General features: G+C 72.6%; 13 protein-coding genes. 9 read left to right on the plus strand and 4 right to left on the minus strand.

Annotated features, from left to right (window positions below; genetic code table 11):
- Positions 1–3: 3 nt before the first annotated feature.
- Positions 4–963, minus strand: a complete 960-nt coding sequence (gene meaB / locus ACFWZH_RS19290; protein ID WP_384432110.1) for a methylmalonyl Co-A mutase-associated GTPase MeaB — start codon at positions 961–963, stop codon at positions 4–6.
- A gap of 53 nt (positions 964–1016) precedes the next feature.
- The gene (locus tag ACFWZH_RS19295; RefSeq protein ID WP_384432113.1) at positions 1017–2219 is read right to left on the minus strand and encodes an acetyl-CoA C-acetyltransferase; all 1203 of its coding nucleotides are present in this window, start codon (positions 2217–2219) and stop codon (positions 1017–1019) included.
- Between the two features lie 137 nt (positions 2220–2356).
- Between ACFWZH_RS19295 and mce the strand changes: the two genes are divergently transcribed.
- The 7 genes from mce to ACFWZH_RS19330 all read left to right on the plus strand — a co-directional run bounded on the left by mce (position 2357) and on the right by ACFWZH_RS19330 (position 13027).
- Positions 2357–2797, plus strand: a complete 441-nt coding sequence (gene mce, locus ACFWZH_RS19300) for a methylmalonyl-CoA epimerase (protein ID WP_384432116.1) — start codon at positions 2357–2359, stop codon at positions 2795–2797.
- A 208-nt stretch (positions 2798–3005) separates the two neighbouring features.
- On the plus strand, positions 3006–7256 hold the full coding sequence (scy, locus tag ACFWZH_RS19305; RefSeq protein WP_384432119.1) for a polarized growth protein Scy: 4251 nt from the start codon (positions 3006–3008) through the stop codon (positions 7254–7256).
- A gap of 113 nt (positions 7257–7369) precedes the next feature.
- Positions 7370–8308, plus strand: a complete 939-nt coding sequence (locus tag ACFWZH_RS19310) for a cellulose-binding protein (protein ID WP_384432122.1) — start codon at positions 7370–7372, stop codon at positions 8306–8308.
- 145 nt (positions 8309–8453) lie between these two features.
- Complete coding sequence (locus ACFWZH_RS19315) at positions 8454–9473, plus strand: ABC transporter ATP-binding protein (protein WP_384432125.1); 1020 nt, start codon at positions 8454–8456, stop codon at positions 9471–9473.
- A gap of 3 nt (positions 9474–9476) precedes the next feature.
- Positions 9477–10253 carry an ABC transporter permease gene (locus ACFWZH_RS19320; RefSeq protein WP_384432128.1) on the plus strand — a complete coding sequence of 259 codons (777 nt, stop codon included), beginning with the start codon at positions 9477–9479 and terminating at the stop codon, positions 10251–10253.
- A gap of 138 nt (positions 10254–10391) precedes the next feature.
- Positions 10392–11693 carry an ABC transporter ATP-binding protein gene (locus ACFWZH_RS19325; RefSeq protein ID WP_384432131.1) on the plus strand — a complete coding sequence of 434 codons (1302 nt, stop codon included), beginning with the start codon at positions 10392–10394 and terminating at the stop codon, positions 11691–11693.
- A 419-nt stretch (positions 11694–12112) separates the two neighbouring features.
- Positions 12113–13027 (plus strand): ABC transporter permease subunit, encoded by a 915-nt coding sequence (locus ACFWZH_RS19330; protein WP_384432162.1) that lies wholly within the window; start codon positions 12113–12115, stop codon positions 13025–13027.
- A gap of 22 nt (positions 13028–13049) precedes the next feature.
- On the opposite strand, the gene ACFWZH_RS19335 is transcribed toward ACFWZH_RS19330, so the two are convergent.
- Positions 13050–13367 carry an ATP/GTP-binding protein gene (locus ACFWZH_RS19335; protein WP_384432134.1) on the minus strand — a complete coding sequence of 106 codons (318 nt, stop codon included), beginning with the start codon at positions 13365–13367 and terminating at the stop codon, positions 13050–13052.
- A 188-nt stretch (positions 13368–13555) separates the two neighbouring features.
- Between ACFWZH_RS19335 and ACFWZH_RS19340 the strand changes: the two genes are divergently transcribed.
- Positions 13556–14605, plus strand: coding sequence for an LLM class flavin-dependent oxidoreductase (locus tag ACFWZH_RS19340; protein WP_384432137.1), 1050 nt, complete (start codon positions 13556–13558; stop codon positions 14603–14605).
- Positions 14606–14745: 140 nt separating this feature from the next.
- Here ACFWZH_RS19340 and ACFWZH_RS19345 read toward each other — a convergent pair whose 3' ends face one another.
- Positions 14746–15138, minus strand: a complete 393-nt coding sequence (locus tag ACFWZH_RS19345; RefSeq protein ID WP_384432140.1) for an SCO5389 family protein — start codon at positions 15136–15138, stop codon at positions 14746–14748.
- A gap of 250 nt (positions 15139–15388) precedes the next feature.
- On the opposite strand from ACFWZH_RS19345, the gene nucS reads away from it, so the two are divergent.
- Positions 15389–16051: an endonuclease NucS gene (gene nucS, locus ACFWZH_RS19350; protein WP_384432143.1), complete on the plus strand. Its 663-nt coding sequence runs from the start codon at positions 15389–15391 to the stop codon at positions 16049–16051.
- Positions 16052–16107: the final 56 nt, after the last annotated feature.

The raw sequence follows: 16107 nt of genomic DNA on the forward strand, positions 1-16107 counted from the left end.
GCGTCAGCCCCCGTTCGTCAACCCGTCCACCAGCTCGTCCGCCGCCCGGTAGGGGTCCGTCTCGCCGGCGACGATGCGCTCGGCCAGGGCGTCCAGACGGCGGTCGCCGCTCAGGTCCCCGATGCGTTCGCGCAGCGCGGTGACCGCGATGGTCTCGACCTCGTGGGCGGCCCGGGCGCGGCGGCGCTCGGACAGCACGCCGTGCTCCTCCATCCAGGCGCGGTGCTTCTCCAGGGCCTCGACGACCTCGTCGACGCCCTCGGCGCGTGCCGCGACCGTCTTGACGATCGGGGGGCGCCAGTCCCCCGGCGCCCGGGATTCGCCCAGCCCCAGCATGTGGTTGAGCTCGCGGGCGGTGGCGTCGGCGCCGTCCCGGTCCGCCTTGTTGACGACGTAGACATCGCCGATCTCCAGGATTCCGGCCTTCGCGGCCTGGATCCCGTCGCCCATGCCGGGCGCGAGCAGCACCACGCTGGTGTCGGCCTGCGAGGCGATCTCCACCTCGGACTGGCCGACGCCGACCGTCTCGACGAGGATCACCTCGCAGCCGGCCCCGTCCAGGACCCGGATCGCCTGCGGCGCGGCCCAGGCCAGGCCGCCCAGATGGCCGCGGGTGGCCATCGAGCGGATGTACACGCCGGGGTCGGAGGCGTGCTCGCTCATCCGGACCCGGTCACCGAGCAGCGCGCCACCGGAGAACGGCGAGGACGGGTCGACGGCGAGGACGCCGACCCGCTTGCCCGCCTTGCGGTAGGCCGTCACCAGCGCGGAGGTGGTGGTGGACTTCCCGACTCCGGGCGAGCCGGTCAGCCCGACCACATAGGCGTTGCCGGTGAGCGGCGCCAGCGCCGCCATCACCTCGCGCAGCTCCGGCGCCGCCCCCTCCACGAGGGAGATCAGCCGGGCCACGGCCCGGGGCCGGCCCTGCCGTGCCTGCTCCACCAGCTGGGGGACGTCCACCATCGCTGCCCGTCTCCTTCGGCTCGCTCGTCCGCGTCCGGCCCGCCCGTACGCGCTTACTTACCCGGTACGCGAATGATCAGCGCGTCGCCCTGGCCACCGCCACCGCACAGCGCGGCGGCACCCACGCCACCGCCCCGCCGGCGCAGCTCCAGCGCGAGGTGCAGCACGATGCGGGCGCCGGACATGCCGATCGGGTGCCCCAGCGCGATCGCTCCGCCGTTGACATTCACCTTTTCCGGGGATACCCCGAGATCCTTCATTGACTGCACGGCGACGGCCGCGAACGCCTCGTTGATCTCGATCAGGTCAAGATCGTCGACGGTGAGGCCGTCCTTGTCCAGCGCGTGGTTGATGGCGTTGGACGGCTGGGACTGCAGCGAGTTGTCCGGGCCCGCGACGTTGCCGTGCGCGCCGATCTCCGCGATCCACTCCAGGCCCAGCTCCTCGGCCTTGGCCTTGCTCATGACGACCACGGCGGCGGCGCCGTCGGAGATCTGCGAGGAGGTGCCGGCGGTGATCGTGCCGTCCTTGGCGAACGCCGGACGCAGCTTGCCCAGCGACTCCGCCGTGGTCTCCGCGCGGATGCCCTCGTCCTTGCTGAAGACGACCGGCTCGCCCTTGCGCTGCGGGATCTCCACGGGGGTGATCTCGGCCTCGAAGAGCCCGTTCTTCTGGGCCGCGGCGGCCCGCTGGTGGGAGCGCGCGGCGATCTCGTCCTGCTCCGGACGGGCGATGCCCAGCCGGGTGTTGTGCTTTTCGGTCGACTCGCCCATCGCGATGCCCTCGAAGGAGTCGGTCAGGCCGTCGTGGGCCATCGCGTCGAGCATCTCGATGGCGCCGTACTTGAAGCCCTCACGGGACTTGGGGAGCAGGTGCGGGGCGTTGGTCATGGACTCCTGGCCGCCCGCGACGACGACGTCGAACTCACCTGCGCGGATGAGCTGGTCGGCCAGTGCGATGGCGTCCAGGCCCGAGAGGCAGACCTTGTTGACGGTCAGCGCGGGGACGTTCATGGGGATGCCGGCCTTGACCGCGGCCTGGCGTGCCGGGATCTGTCCCGCGCCGGCCTGCAGCACCTGGCCCATGATCACGTACTGCACCTGGTCGCCGCCGATGCCCGCCCGGTCCAGCGCCGCCTTGATGGCGACACCGCCCAGATCGGCGCCCGAGAAGGTCCGCAGGGATCCCAGGAGCCGCCCCATGGGGGTGCGTGCTCCCGCCACGATGACTGAGGTGGTGCCGTTCGTTGCAGACATGCGATGCGGCCTTCCTTTGCAGGGAAGTTAACGAGGGTTCCCGTCAATGTACTGAGCGGTACGCGCCGGGTCACCGGCAAGCGGGTGTGATCGCGCGCACGTTGCGTAACCAGCCGTGAGAGGGGTGCACTGGAGCCATGCTGACGCGAATCGACCACATCGGGATCGCCTGTTTCGACCTCGACAAGACTGCCGAGTTCTACCGTGCCACGTACGGCTTCGAGGTGTTCCACTCCGAGGTCAACGAGGAGCAGGGCGTGCGGGAGGCCATGCTCAAGATCAACGAGACGTCGGACGGCGGCGCCACGTACCTGCAGCTGCTGGAGCCGACCCGCGAGGACTCCGTGGTCGGCAAATGGCTGGCCAAGAACGGTGAGGGCGTCCACCACATCGCCTTCGGCACCGCGGACGTCGACACCGACTCCGCGGCCATCCGCGACAAGGGCGTCCGGGTCCTCTACGACGAGCCCAGGACGGGTTCGATGGGGTCGCGGATCACCTTCCTGCACCCCAAGGACTGCCACGGCGTGCTGACCGAACTCGTCACCGCCGCGCCCCCCGCCGCGACGGACCACTGACCTTCGCGTTCCCCGGCCGGTAGAGTGCAGCCTCGGCCGGGGTACGGGAATGGGGCTCGATCCATACTCTGCCGATGATCTGACACCATTTCTTCGGAAGGGTCGGCTCCAACGGGTGTGAGTCCGGTACGACGTGACGTGTACGGGACGACCACTGCAGGACCGGAGCCGGCCGCCACCATGACCAGGGGACGGATGGGACCGCGCAGTGCGGGGCAACGACCGCTACGAGGCTGACGACCACCTCTCGCAGTTCGAAGCCGAGATGGAGCGGCTGAAGACCGAGCGGGACAAGGCCGTCCAGCACGCCGACGACCTCGGCTACCAGGTCGAGGTGCTGCGCGCCAAGCTGCATGAGGCGCGCCGCAACCTCGCGACCCGCCCTGCCTACGACAACATCAGTCACCAGGCCGAACAGCTGCTGCGCAATGCGCAGATCCAGGCCGACCAGCTGCGTTCGGACGCCGAGCGCGAGCTGCGCGAGGCGCGAGCGCAGACCCAGCGACTGCTGCAGGAGCAGGCCGAGCGGCAGTCCCGGCTGGAGGCCGAGCTGCACGCCGAGGCGGTCAGCCGCCGCCAGCGCCTCGACGAGGAGCTCAACGAGCGCCGGCAGACCGTCGAATCGCACGTCAACGAGAACGTCGCCTGGGCCGAACAACTCCGCGCCCGTACCGAGTCGCAGGCCCGCCGCCTGATGGAGGAGTCCCGGGCGGAGTCCGAGCAGGCGCTGGCCTCCGCGCGGGCCGAGGCCCAGCGGCTGGTCGAACGGGCCCGTGAGCGGCTCGGCACCGAGGCCGAAGAGGCCCGCGCCGAGGCGGAATCCATCCTGCGCCGGGCCCGTACGGACGCCGAGCGGCTGCTGACCGCCGCCTCCAACCAGGCCCAGGAGGCCACCGACCAGGCCGAGCAGCTGCGTACCAGCGCCGGCACCGACGCGGAGGAGGCCCGCCGGCAGGCGACGGAGCTCACCCGCACCGCCGAGTCCCGCGTCCAGGAGGCGGACACGGCGCTGCGCGAGGCGCGCGCCGAGGCGGAGAAGCTGGTCGAGGAGGCGCAGCAGAGCGCCACCAAGCGGCTGTCGGCGGCCGAGTCGGAGAACGAGCAGCGCACCCGTACGGCCAAGGCGGAGATCGCCCGACTGGTCGGTGAGGCCACCAAGGAGGCCGAGGCCCTCAAGGCGGAGGCCGAACAGCTGCGCTCCGACGCCCGTACGGAGGCCGAGCGGCTGGTCGCCGAGGCGCAGGAGACCGCGCGGTCGAAGGTGGCCGAGGACTCCGCGGCGCAGCTGGCGAAGGCCGCGCGCACCGCCGAGGAGGTGCTGACCAAGGCCTCGGAGGACGCCAAGGCCACCACCAAGGCCGCGGCCGAGGAGGCCGAACGGCTGCGCAGGGAGGCCGAGTCCGAGGCGGACCGGCTGCGCGAAGAGGCCCATGACACCGCGGCGCAGCTCAAGGGCGCGGCGAAGGACGACACCAAGGAGTACCGCGCCAAGACCGTCGAGCTCCAGGAGGAGGCGCGGCGGCTGCGCGGCGAGGCGGAGCAGCTGCGCGCCGACGCGGTAGCCGAGGGCGAGCGGATCCGCAGCGAGGCCCGCCGGGAGGCGGTCCAGCAGATCGAGGAGGCGGCCGGTACCGCCGAGGACCTGCTGGCCAAGGCGAAGTCCGATGCCGAGGAGACCCGTTCGGGCGCCGTCACCGAGAGCGAGCGGGTGCGGACGGAGGCCATCGAGCGCGCCTCGGCGCTGCGCCGACAGGCCGAGGACGCGCTGGAGCGGGCCCGTGCCGAGGCCGAGCAGCTGCTGACCGAGGGCGCCGAGGCCGCCGAGCTGGTGACCGACGAGGCCGAGGCGGCCGCGGCGCGGCTGCGCGCGGAGGCCGAGGCGGCCGCCGAGGAGCGGCGCACCGAGGCGCAGGCGGAGCTTGACCGGCTGCGCGGTGAGGCGGACGACAAGGTCGCCGCCGCCGAGGAGTCGCTGCGCGAGGCCCGCGCGGAGGCCGAGCGGCTGCGCCGGGAGACCCAGGAGGAGGCGGCCCGGCTCAAGGCGGAGGCCGCGGAGCGGCGGCGGACGCTGCAGCAGGAGGCCGAGGACGAGGCCGAGCGGCTGCGCACGGAGGCCGCCGCGGACGCCTCGGCGGCACGCGCCGAGAGCGAGTCGGTCGCCTCGCGGCTGCGCAGCGAGGCCGCGGCCGAGGCGGAGCGGCTGAAGGCGGAGGCCCAGGAGACCGCGGACCGGGTGCGCGCGGAGGCGGCGGCCGCCGCCGAGCGCACGGGCACGGAGGCCACCCAGGCGCTGGCCGAGGCGCAGGAGGAGGCCGCGCGGCGGCGCCGGGAGGCCGAGCAGCTGCTGGGCGAGGCCCGCGAGGAGGCCCACCAGGAGCGCACCGCCGCCCGCGAGCAGAGCGAGGAGCTGCTGGCCTCGGCCCGTACGCGGGTCAGCGAGGCCCAGGAGGAGGCCGCGCGGCTGGTCGAGGAGGCGGACCGGCGCGCCGCCGAGCTGGTGGCGACGGCCGAGCAGACCGCACAGCAGGTGCGGGATTCGGTCGCCGGGCTGCACGAGCAGGCCGCCGAGGAGATCGCCGGACTGCGGTCGGCGGCCGAGCACGCGGCCGACCGCACCAGGACGGAGGCGCAGGAGGAGGCCGACCGGGTCCGCACCGACGCCTACGACGAGCGGGAGCGCGCCTCGCAGGACGCGGCGCGGATCCGGCGCGAGGCGCAGGAGGCGTCGGAGGCTGCGAAGTCCCTGGCCGAACGGTCGGTCGCGGAGGCGATCGAGGAGTCCGAGCGGCTGCGCGCCGAGGCGGCCGGGGTGCTGGACGAGGCGCGCCGGGAAGCCGACACGGCGCGGACGCAGGCCGGCGAGCAGGCCGACCGGCTGGTGTCGGAGGCCACCGCGCAGGCCGGGAAGCTGGTCGCGGACGCCTCGGCGAAGGCCCAGCAGCTGCGTACGGACGCCTCGGACGCGCTGGCGTCCGGCGAGCAGGACGCGGCGCGGGCCCGTGCGGAGGCGCGGGACGACGCGAACCGCATGCGCTCGGACGCCGCGGAGCAGGCCGACCGTCTGATCACCGAGGCCCGTACGGAGGCCGAACGGATCGTCACCGAGGCCACCGAGCTGACGTCTTCGGCACAGGACGAGGCGGACCGCACCCTCGCCGAGGGCCGCGAGGCCGCCGAGAGGCTGCGCGCCGAGGGCGAGCAGCAGGCCCGGTCCCTGGTGGCGGAGGCCACCGAGACGGCGCAGCGGCTGCGCGCCGAGGCGGCCGAGGTGCTGGAGGGCGCCCGCAAGGACGCCGAGCAGACCGGCGACGAGGCGCGCAAGGCGGCCAACAAGACGCGTTCGGACGCCGCGCAGCAGGCCGACGAGCTGATGTCGGAGGCCGCGACCGAGGCGGAGCGGCTGCGCAACGACGCGGCCGAGACCACCGCGGACGCCGAGCGGGACGCGGACCGCACCCGGGCCGACGCCCGTGAGCAGGCCGACCGCATGATCGCGACGGCCACCGCGGAGGCGGACCGGCTCCGGGCGGAGGCGGCCGAGACGGTCACCGCCGCGCAGGAGCACGCCAACCGCACCCGCGGGGAGTCCGCGAAGGTCAAGGAGGACGCCGAGGCGGAGGCCGAGCGGATGCGCGCCGAGGCCCAGCAGGAGGCGGAGCAGCTGCTCGACGAGGCCCGCAAGGACGCCGCCAAGCGCCGCGGGGACGCCGCCGAGCAGGCCGACCAGCTCGTCGCCAAGGCGCAGGAGGAGGCGCTGAAGGCGGCCACCGCCGCCGAGGAGCAGGCCGACACGATGGTCGGGGCGGCCCGCAAGGAGGCCGAGCGGATCGTCACGGAGGCGACCGCCGACGGCAACGCGCGGGTCGAGAAGGCCCGTACGGACGCCAACTCGCTGCTGGAGGAGGCCCGCGGGGACGCCACGGCCATAAGGGAGCGCGCCGAAGAGCTGCGCCAGCGCATCGAGTCCGAGGTCGAGGAGCTGCACGAGCGGGCCCGCCGGGAGTCGGCCGAGACGATGAAGAACGCCGGCGAACGCGTCGACAAGCTCATCGCGCAGGCCACGGCCCAGCAGGTGGAGGCCGAGGAGAAGGCCGACCGGATGATGGCGGACGCGAACAGCGAGGCGAGCAAGGTCCGGATCGCGGCGGTGAAGAAGGCCGAGGGCCTGATCAAGGAGGCCGAGAACAAGAAGGCCGAGGCGGTGCGCGACGCGGAGCGCCGGCGTACGGAGGCCGAGGCGGAGGCTGCCCGCATCGTGGACGAGGGCAAGCGGGAGCTGGAGGTCCTGGTGCGCCGGCGGGAGGACATCAACGCCGAAATCTCCCGCGTTCAGGACGTTCTGGAAGCCCTGGAGTCGTTCGAGGCACCCGGTGGGGGCGCAGAAGGCAAGACCAACGGGGTGAAAGCGGGCGCGGGAGCCGGTGCAACTCGTTCGAGTGGCAAGCAGTCTGAAGGGTAGCCACTCAAATGAGGGGTCATTCTCCAGATCAAACGGGCAATGACTCGATGACACGCCGTTGTGACCCCTAGGATTCTCCTTATCACCTCACCGGTCTCTTCGACAGGAACCCCATGAGCGACACTTCCTCCCCCTTCGGCTTCGAGCTCGTGCGGCGTGGGTACGACCGCGGTCAGGTGGACGACCGCATCACGAAGCTCGTCGCCGACCGCGACAGCGCGCTGGCCCGCATCACGTCGCTGGAAAAGCGGATCGAGGAGCTGCACCTCGAGACGCAGAACGCCCAGGCGCAGGTCAATGACGCCGAACCGTCCTACGCGGGCCTCGGGGCGCGCGTGGAGAAGATCCTCCGTCTCGCCGAGGAGGAGGCGAAGGATCTGCGCGAGGAGGCCCGCCGGGCCGCCGAGCAGCACCGCGAGCTGGCCGAGTCGGCCGCCCAGCAGGTCCGCAACGACGCGGAGGCGTTCGCCGCCGAGCGCAAGGCGAAGGCGGAGGACGAAGGCGCCCGGATCGTCGAGAAGGCCAAGGGCGAGGCGTCCACGCTGCGTGCCGAGGCGCAGAAGGACGCGCAGTCCAAGCGCGAGGAGGCGGACTCCCTCTTCGAGGAGACCCGCGCCAAGGCCGCCCAGGCCGCCGCGGACTTCGAGACCAACCTCGCCAAGCGCCGCGAGCAGTCCGAGCGCGACCTGGCCTCGCGTCAGGCCAAGGCCGAGAAGCGGCTCGCGGAGATCGAGCACCGCGCCGAGCAGCTCCGCCTGGAGGCCGAGAAGCTGCGTACGGACGCCGAGCGCCGGGCCCGCCAGACGGTGGAGACCGCGCAGCGCCAGGCCGAGGACATCGTGGCGGACGCCAACGCCAAGGCCGACCGCATCCGCAGCGAATCCGAGCGCGAGCTGGCGGCGCTGACCAACCGCCGCGACTCGATCAACGCGCAGCTGACCAACGTCCGCGAGATGCTGGCGACGCTGACCGGCGCGGCGGTGGCCGCGGCCGGCGCCCCCGGCGACGAGGAGGCCATCTCCCGCGGCGTCCCGGCCCAGCAGACCCGCTGACTGTCGGAAGGTTTCACCACTCCCCCGTGCGACCGCGCCCCCGTATTGCGCCCATCGAGGCGGATACGGGGGCGCCGTCGTAGGGGTCGACCGGGCGGCCCCGCCCCGGTGGCAGGGCCCGTGCGCCGCCCCTAGCGTGCTGTACATGATCGAGCTCGACGGGCTGACCAAGCACTACGGCGACACGGTCGCCGTCGACGACCTCACCTTCACGGTCCGGCCCGGCATCGTCACCGGCTTCCTCGGCCCCAACGGCGCGGGCAAGTCCACGACCATGCGGATGATGCTCGATCTGGACAACCCCACCTCCGGTACGGTCCGCATAGACGGCCGGCACTACCGGCAGCTGCACGATCCGCTGACGTACATAGGCGCGCTGCTGGAGGCGAAGGCGGTGCACGGCGGCCGCAGCGCCGCCAACCATCTGCTGTGCCTGGCGCAGAGCAACGGCATCCCCCGCAGCCGGGTCGCCGAGGTGCTCGACACGGTGGGGCTGAGCTCGGTCGCGAAGAAGCGCGTCAAGGGCTTCTCCCTCGGCATGAACCAGCGGCTCGGCATCGCCGCCGCCCTCCTGGGCGACCCCCGGGTGCTGCTCTTCGACGAACCGGTCAACGGCCTGGACCCCGAGGGCATCCACTGGATCCGCAACCTGATGAAGAACCTCGCGGCCCAGGGCCGTACGGTCTTCGTCTCCTCCCACCTCATGAGCGAGATGGCACTGACCGCCGACCACCTGGTGGTCATCGGGCAGGGCCGGCTGATGGCGGACACGTCCATGAAGGACTTCATCCACCAGAACTCGCGGTCGTACGTCCGGATGCGGAGCCCGGAGCGGGAGCGGCTGCTCGGTGTGCTGCGGGACGAGGGCATCCACGCGGTGGCGGTCGGCGACGGCTCGCTGGAGGTCGACGGGGTGCCCGCCGAGCGGCTCGGTGAACTGGCCACCGCCCACCACCTGATCCTGCACGAGCTGAGCCCCCAGCAGGCGTCCCTGGAGGAGGCGTTCATGCGACTGACCGCCGGGTCGGTGGAGTACCACGCGCACGACGGCGAACCGCACACCGCGCCGGAGCGGCCGCCGCGGCCCCCGGGACCGGCCGGAGCGGGGCCCGAAGCGCTCCGGCCGACCGGCTGGGGCGCCGACTGGCGCAAGAAGGGGAGCTGACCGATGGCGGTGTTCGGGCAGGTCATCCGTTCGGAGTGGACCAAGATCAGGTCGGTGCGGTCCACTGTGTGGACGCTGGGCACCGCCGTCGTGGTCACCCTCGCGCTCGGCGTGCTGATCTGCACGCTGGTCGGCAACGACTTCGCCGCCATGCCGGCCCGGGAACGGCTGTCGTTCGACGCGACCAACCTGAGCTTCGCCGGGATGGGACTGGGCCAGCTCGCGATGATCGTCTTCGGGGTGCTGGTGGTCTCGAACGAGTACAGCACCGGCATGATCCGCGCCTCGCTCGCGGCCGTACCGCAGCGCGGCACCTTCCTGTTCTGCAAGCTGCTGGTGGCCACCGCCCTGGTCTTCGTCGTCGGCCTGGCGACCAGCTTCGCCGCGTTCTTCACCGGGCAGGCGGCGCTGGGCGAGGACCTGCGCGCGCACCTCGGTGATCCGGGGGTGCTGCGCGCGGTGATCGGCGGCGGCCTCTACATGACCCTGATCGCGCTGTTCTCGATGGCGGTCGCCACGATGCTGCACAGCCCGATGCTCTCGCTGGGCATCCTGATGCCGTTCTTCTTCCTGATCTCGCGCATCCTGGGCAACGTCTCCGCGACCCGCAAGGTCGGCCGCTTCCTGCCGGACCAGGCGGGCCAGAAGATCATGGAGGTGGTGCCGCCCGTCGGCAGCGATGTGCCGTACGGCCCGTGGGGCGGCTTCGGCATCATGGTCGCCTGGACCGCGGCCGCCCTGATCGGCGGCTACGTACTGCTGAAGAGACGGGACGCATAGCCGCCCGCGCCCGTCCCCGCACGGCGGTCGGGCAGCACGCAGCGAAATTGACGGGAACCGTCAACGCCCGGATAGCCTCCTAACCCTCACGGGGGTACGAGAGCACCTCTGCCCCGACCATCTCGCGAGGGGCGGAGAATGATCGAGGCAGTCGGCCTGACGAAGCGCTACGGCGCCAAGACGGCCGTGTACAACCTGTCGTTCCAGGTACGGCCGGGTGCGGTGACCGGCTTCCTGGGGCCCAACGGCTCCGGCAAGTCGACCACCATGCGCATGATCCTGGGCCTGGACGCGCCGACCTCGGGGCATGCCACCATCGCCGGCCGCCCGTTCCGCAGCCTTCCCAACGCGCCGCGCCAGGTGGGCGCGCTGCTCGACGCCAAGGCCGTGCACGGCGGCCGCAGCGCGCGCCAGCACCTGCTCTCGCTCGCCCAGCTGTCCGGCATCCCCGCCCGCCGGGTCGACGAGGTGCTCGGCGTGGTCGGTCTCCAGGACGTCGCGGGCCGGCGCTCCAAGGGCTTCTCGCTCGGCATGGGCCAGCGCCTGGGCATCGCCGCGGCGCTGCTCGGCGATCCGCAGGTGCTGCTCTTCGACGAGCCGGTCAACGGCCTGGACCCCGAGGGCATCCTGTGGGTGCGCAACCTGATGAAGCAGCTGGCGGCCGAGGGCCGTACGGTCTTCGTCTCCTCCCACCTGATGAGTGAAATGGCGCTGACCGCCGACCACTTGATCGTGATCGGCCGCGGGCAGCTGCTGGCGGACATGTCGGTCAAGGACTTCATCTCGGCCAACTCCGCCGATTTCGCCCGGGTCCGTACTCCGGACACCGAGCCGGAGCAGCGCGAGAAGCTGACCGCCGCGATCGGTGAGGCGGGCGGCCAGGCGACGCCGGAGCCGGACGGCGCGCTGCGGGTGACCGGGCTGCCGCTGCCCCGGATCAGCGACCTGGCGCACGAGGCCGACGTCCGGCTCTGGGAGCTGTCGCCGCACCAGGCGTCCCTGGAGGAGGCGTACATGCGGATGACCCAGGCCGCCGTGGACTACCGCTCGACCAGCGATCCGCGCGCCGGTCTGCAGCAGGCCGCCGGCGGGTACACCCCGCAGGGCGGCGTACCGGGGTACGCGGGTGGTCAGCCCGCGATGCCCGGTCAGGAACAGCCCAACCCCTACGCCCAGCAGGCTCCGTACGGCCAGGCGCCCGCCGCCGCCCCGGGGGCGGGCTATCCGCCGCCGGCGCAGGGTCACCCGTACGGGGCACCCGCGTCGTACGGTGCGCCCCACCCATACGGGCAGCAGCCGTCCCCCATGCCGCCCACCGCCGCCGGCGCCCCGGCCGCGCACCCCGCACCCCCCGCACCCGCCGCACCCGCCGCCGGTCAGCCCGCGCCGGCCGGTGCCCCCGCAGACCTGCCCACGCCGCAGAACGAGGACGCCCGATGACCAGCCCTCAGCAGCCGCAGCCCCAGCCGCAGCCTGAGCGCGGACCGCATGACGCCGGCACACCGCAGCAGCCGATGCCCACCGCACCGCCGATGCCGCCCACCGCACCGCCGGCCGCACCGCCCCAGCCGCAGGGCCCGCCGGAGCAGCCGGCCGACCAGCAGCCCGCGCCGGCGCAGCCCGCACCCGCCAAAGAGGCCGGCACGATGATGCTCCAGGCCCAGCCGGCGCCCGGTCAGCCCGTACCCGCCAAGGAAGCGGGCACGATGATGCTCCAGGCCCAGCCGATGCCCGAGCAGCCCGCGCCCGAGCAGCCCGCCCCGGCCGGGCAGGCCGGCACGATGATGCTCCAGGCGCAGCCGATGCCCGAGCCCCGGCCGCTCGCCGCGCACGGTCCGGGCAAGGACGCCGGCACGATGATGCTCCAGGCCCAGCCCCCGGCCGCCGCCCAGCCCCCGGTGGCGGCGCAGCCCCCGGCACAGGGCCCCGTCCCGGCGGCGCAGCCGCCGGCCCCGCACCAGCCCCAGCCCGGTTACGCCGGCGCGGGCGTCGGCGGATACAGCTCGCCGATCCCGGTGCGCCCGACCCACCTCGGCCATGCGCTGGCCTCCGAGTGGACGAAGATCCGCTCGGTGCGCTCGACCATCTGGACGCTCGGCGTGATGCTGCTGCTGATCGTCGGCATCGGTCTGCTGGGGACCCTCGCGGCGGGCTCCGACCGCGAGATGGACCCGCTGCTCGGCGTCGGCTTCGTCGGCGTACTGCTCGGCAGCCTGTGCGTGATCACCCTCGGTGTGCTGTCGATCTCCTCGGAGTACGGCACCGGCATGATCCGTACGACGCTGACCGCCTGCCCCAGCCGTATGCGGGTGCTGACCGCGAAGGCGCTGGTCTTCTTCGCGCTGGCGCTGGTGATCACGACGGTCGCCACCTCCCTGGTGGCGCTGCTGGACTCCGCGATGCTCAACGGCCCCGCGCCGACCACCGACCAGTGGCTGCGCGCCACCGTCGGTGCCGGCCTGTACGTGGCGCTGCTCGGTCTGCTGGCGCTGGCCGTCGGCACGCTGCTGCGGCACTCCGCGGGCGCCATCAGCACCATGATGGCCGTGGTGCTGCTGCCGATGCTGCTGGCGCTGTTCCTGCAGGGTGAGAGCGTCAAGGACCTCCAGCGGGCACTGATCGAGTACTCGGTGCCGAGCGCCCTGGCCACGCTCTACGACATTCCGTTCCTCAGCACCGGCCCGTCGGGCTGGACTCCCCTGTGGATCCTCGCCGGGGTGACCGCGGTGGTGCTGGGCGGCGCCTACGCCGCCCTCGCCCAGCGCGACGTCTGACGCCGCACCGCGCGCCCAGCGGTCAGTACCGGGGCGCGTTCCGGGACCGCTGGAGCCGCGCGCTCCGGCGGTCCCGTGCGTTCCAGCACGCCTTGTGCCAGTGCCGGCGGTCGTCGACGTCGCCGTGCTGCGGCCAGGCGACGACATGCGGGACCCCGGGCGGGATCTCCTGGTCGCAGCCGGGGCAGCGGTAGTGCTTGGCCGCGCCGCCGCCTCCGACCTGCCGCACGACCCAGTCCTCGCCCCGCCACTCCTCGGTCTGCTCCAGGCCGTAGCGGTCACCGCCCATGCGGTCGATGGACTTCGCACCGCCGCGCTGGCGGTTTCGACGCGGGGACACAGAACACCTCGGGATGCGTACGGGGTCACGGGCTGTCACCAGCGTACGCGGCGCCGTCGGGGGTAGGAGCCGCCCCGAGGGATTCTGCGATCATCGGGAAATTCCGCACCAGGCCGTGCCCTTGGCACGTGTCAGCCGTTGTTGCCTGTAAGGGGGGAGTCGCGTCGGCTGCGAGGAGGCAGAGAGCGATGCGCGTTGGGGCTTTCATCCTGGCCGCTCAATTCCCCGGTCAGGGACAGGGGGAGGCACTGCATCGCGCGGTGCGTTCCGCGGAGGTCGCCGAGGAGGCCGGGCTCGACGACGTCTGGCTGGCGGAACACCACTTCGTACCGTACGGCGTCTGCCCGAGTGCGGTGACCCTGGCCGCGCTGCTGCTGGGCCGCACCCGCAGGATCGGCGTCGGCACGGCGGTGAGCGTACTGCCCACCCAGCATCCCGTGGCGCTCGGCGAGCAGGCCGCGCTGCTGCACCTCACCTCCGACGGCCGCTTCACGCTCGGTGTCGGCCGCGGCGGCCCCTGGGTCGACCTGGAGGTCTTCGGCTCCGGGCTCGCGGCGTACGACCACGGCTTCCCCGAGTCGCTCGATCTGCTGCTGCGCTGGCTGCGCGAGCCCAGGGTCGGCGCGCAGGGCGAGCGCTACACCTTCCGGGAGGTGGCGGTGGTGCCGCGGCCGGACCAGGCGCTGGGCGATCCGGACGATCCGTGCGCGGTGCCCCCGGGTCCGCCGGTGGTGGTGGCGTGCACCTCCCCCTCGTCGGTGCGGATGGCCGCCGAGCGCGGGCTGCCGATGCTGCTCGGCATGCACTCCGGCGACGAGGAGAAGGCGGAGATGGTCGCGCTGTGGCGGTCCGCCGCGCGGGAGGCCGGCCGCGACGGCGACGAGATCGCCGCGGCCGAGCACGTCTCGGCGGGCGTGGTGCAGGTCGCCGACGGCCGCGCGGGGGCGACCGAGACCCTGACGAAGGCGATGCCCGGCTGGCTTCGGCAGGGGCTGGGCGCGCATGTGACGGTCGACGGCCGCTATCGCGCGATGCGCGATCCACTGGCCTATACGGAGTTGCTGTGCCGGCTGCATCCCGTGGGCCCGCCGCGCCTGTGCGCGGACCGCCTGGCGGCGGCCTCGGAGCGTACGGGCATCACCCGCTTCGCGCTGCTGGTCGAGGGCTCCGGTGATCTCGCGGCGACGGAGGAGAACGTTCGCCGGTTGGGTACGGAGGTCATGCCGCAGCTGGGGTGAGCCCGCCCGGTGCGGCGCCGTCGGTGGTGCGAGGGCGCCGTGCCGTGAAGGTGTCGTCGTTCGGCCTCGCGGTGGTGCTGCCGCTGGCACAGCGTTTCGGAGCGCGCCCAACCCCTCGTACGCAGCGGCAGCAACTCCGATCAGCAGTCGCGGAGTTCAGGCGACTGGTTCAGCAGCTGGCCCCGGATCGAGGTGAATCGGGACAGGCGGTCGTCCACCGCCGGGTCGAGCGGGAAGACCGCGACCCGGTGGCAGTTCTGGAAGGCGAGCCGCACACCGAAGTGGCGCTCGAGCGAACCACGGATGGCGTCACTCGCCAGCGCGCGCAGCAACTGGCCGCGCGCCTGCTCGTCCGGCGGGGGCGTCTGATTGTCGGCGAACTCTCCGCCGTCCACCTTCAGCTGGGCCACCAGAGAGCTGATCATCCCCCATGCGTAAGGCAGGGATTTCCGGACGCAGTCGACAAATGCGGCTTCGTCGACCTCGCCTCGCTCGGCCTGTTCGAGGAGGGCCGGTGAGACGTCGAGCGACATGAGGTTCTCCTCTCGCGGCCCCGCCGGGACGGACAGGGCCTCAGGGATGGGACAAGGGGTTTCGCGACAGAGCGTGTTCGCCTCACGACCCCCTGCTTCAACGGTATGCCGCGCAAGAGGCCCGCACCAGGAGATTGCACATACAACCGGCCAATGGCGAACGCCGGGGGTGCGGGGATTTCCCCCGTAAAGGCACCGTGGTCCAGGGCGAATCGCGCAGCGGGCCTCCGGTCGAGTAGCGTGACGCCCCATGCGTCTCGTCATCGCCCGCTGCTCCGTGGACTACGCGGGCCGGCTCACCGCCCATCTCCCCTCCGCCCCTCGCCTCATCCTGGTGAAGGCGGACGGCTCGGTCTCCATTCACGCGGACGACCGCGCCTACAAACCCCTTAACTGGATGTCCCCGCCCTGCACTCTCAAGGAGGGCGACGGCAGTGTGTGGACGGTGGAGAACAAGGGTGGCGAGAAGCTCATCATCACCCTCGAGGAGGTCATGCACGACTCCTCGCACGAGCTGGGCGTCGACCCGGGCCTCATCAAGGACGGTGTGGAGGCGCACCTCCAGGAGCTGCTCGCGGACCGTATCGAGACCCTCGGCGAGGGCTACTCGCTGATTCGGCGTGAATACCCCACTGCCATTGGCCCGGTGGATATCTTGTGCCGGGACGCTGATAACCAGACCGTGGCGGTCGAGATCAAGCGGCGTGGTGAGATCGACGGCGTCGAGCAGCTCACCCGCTATCTCGAACTCCTCAACCGCGACCCGCACTTGGCGCCCGTGAAGGGCGTCTTCGCCGCTCAGGAGATCAAGCCGCAGGCGCGGGTGCTGGCCACCGACCGCGGCATCGGCTGCGTCGTACTGGACTACGACGCGCTGCGCGGCATCGAGGACGACAAGCTCCGGCTGTTCTGACCCCGCCGCCCCCGCGGCACACAACAGCGCGACGGCCCGGTACATGTGTACCGGGC

Source organism: Streptomyces sp. NPDC059008, assembly GCF_042749045.1.
GTDB lineage: Bacteria > Actinomycetota > Actinomycetes > Streptomycetales > Streptomycetaceae > Streptomyces.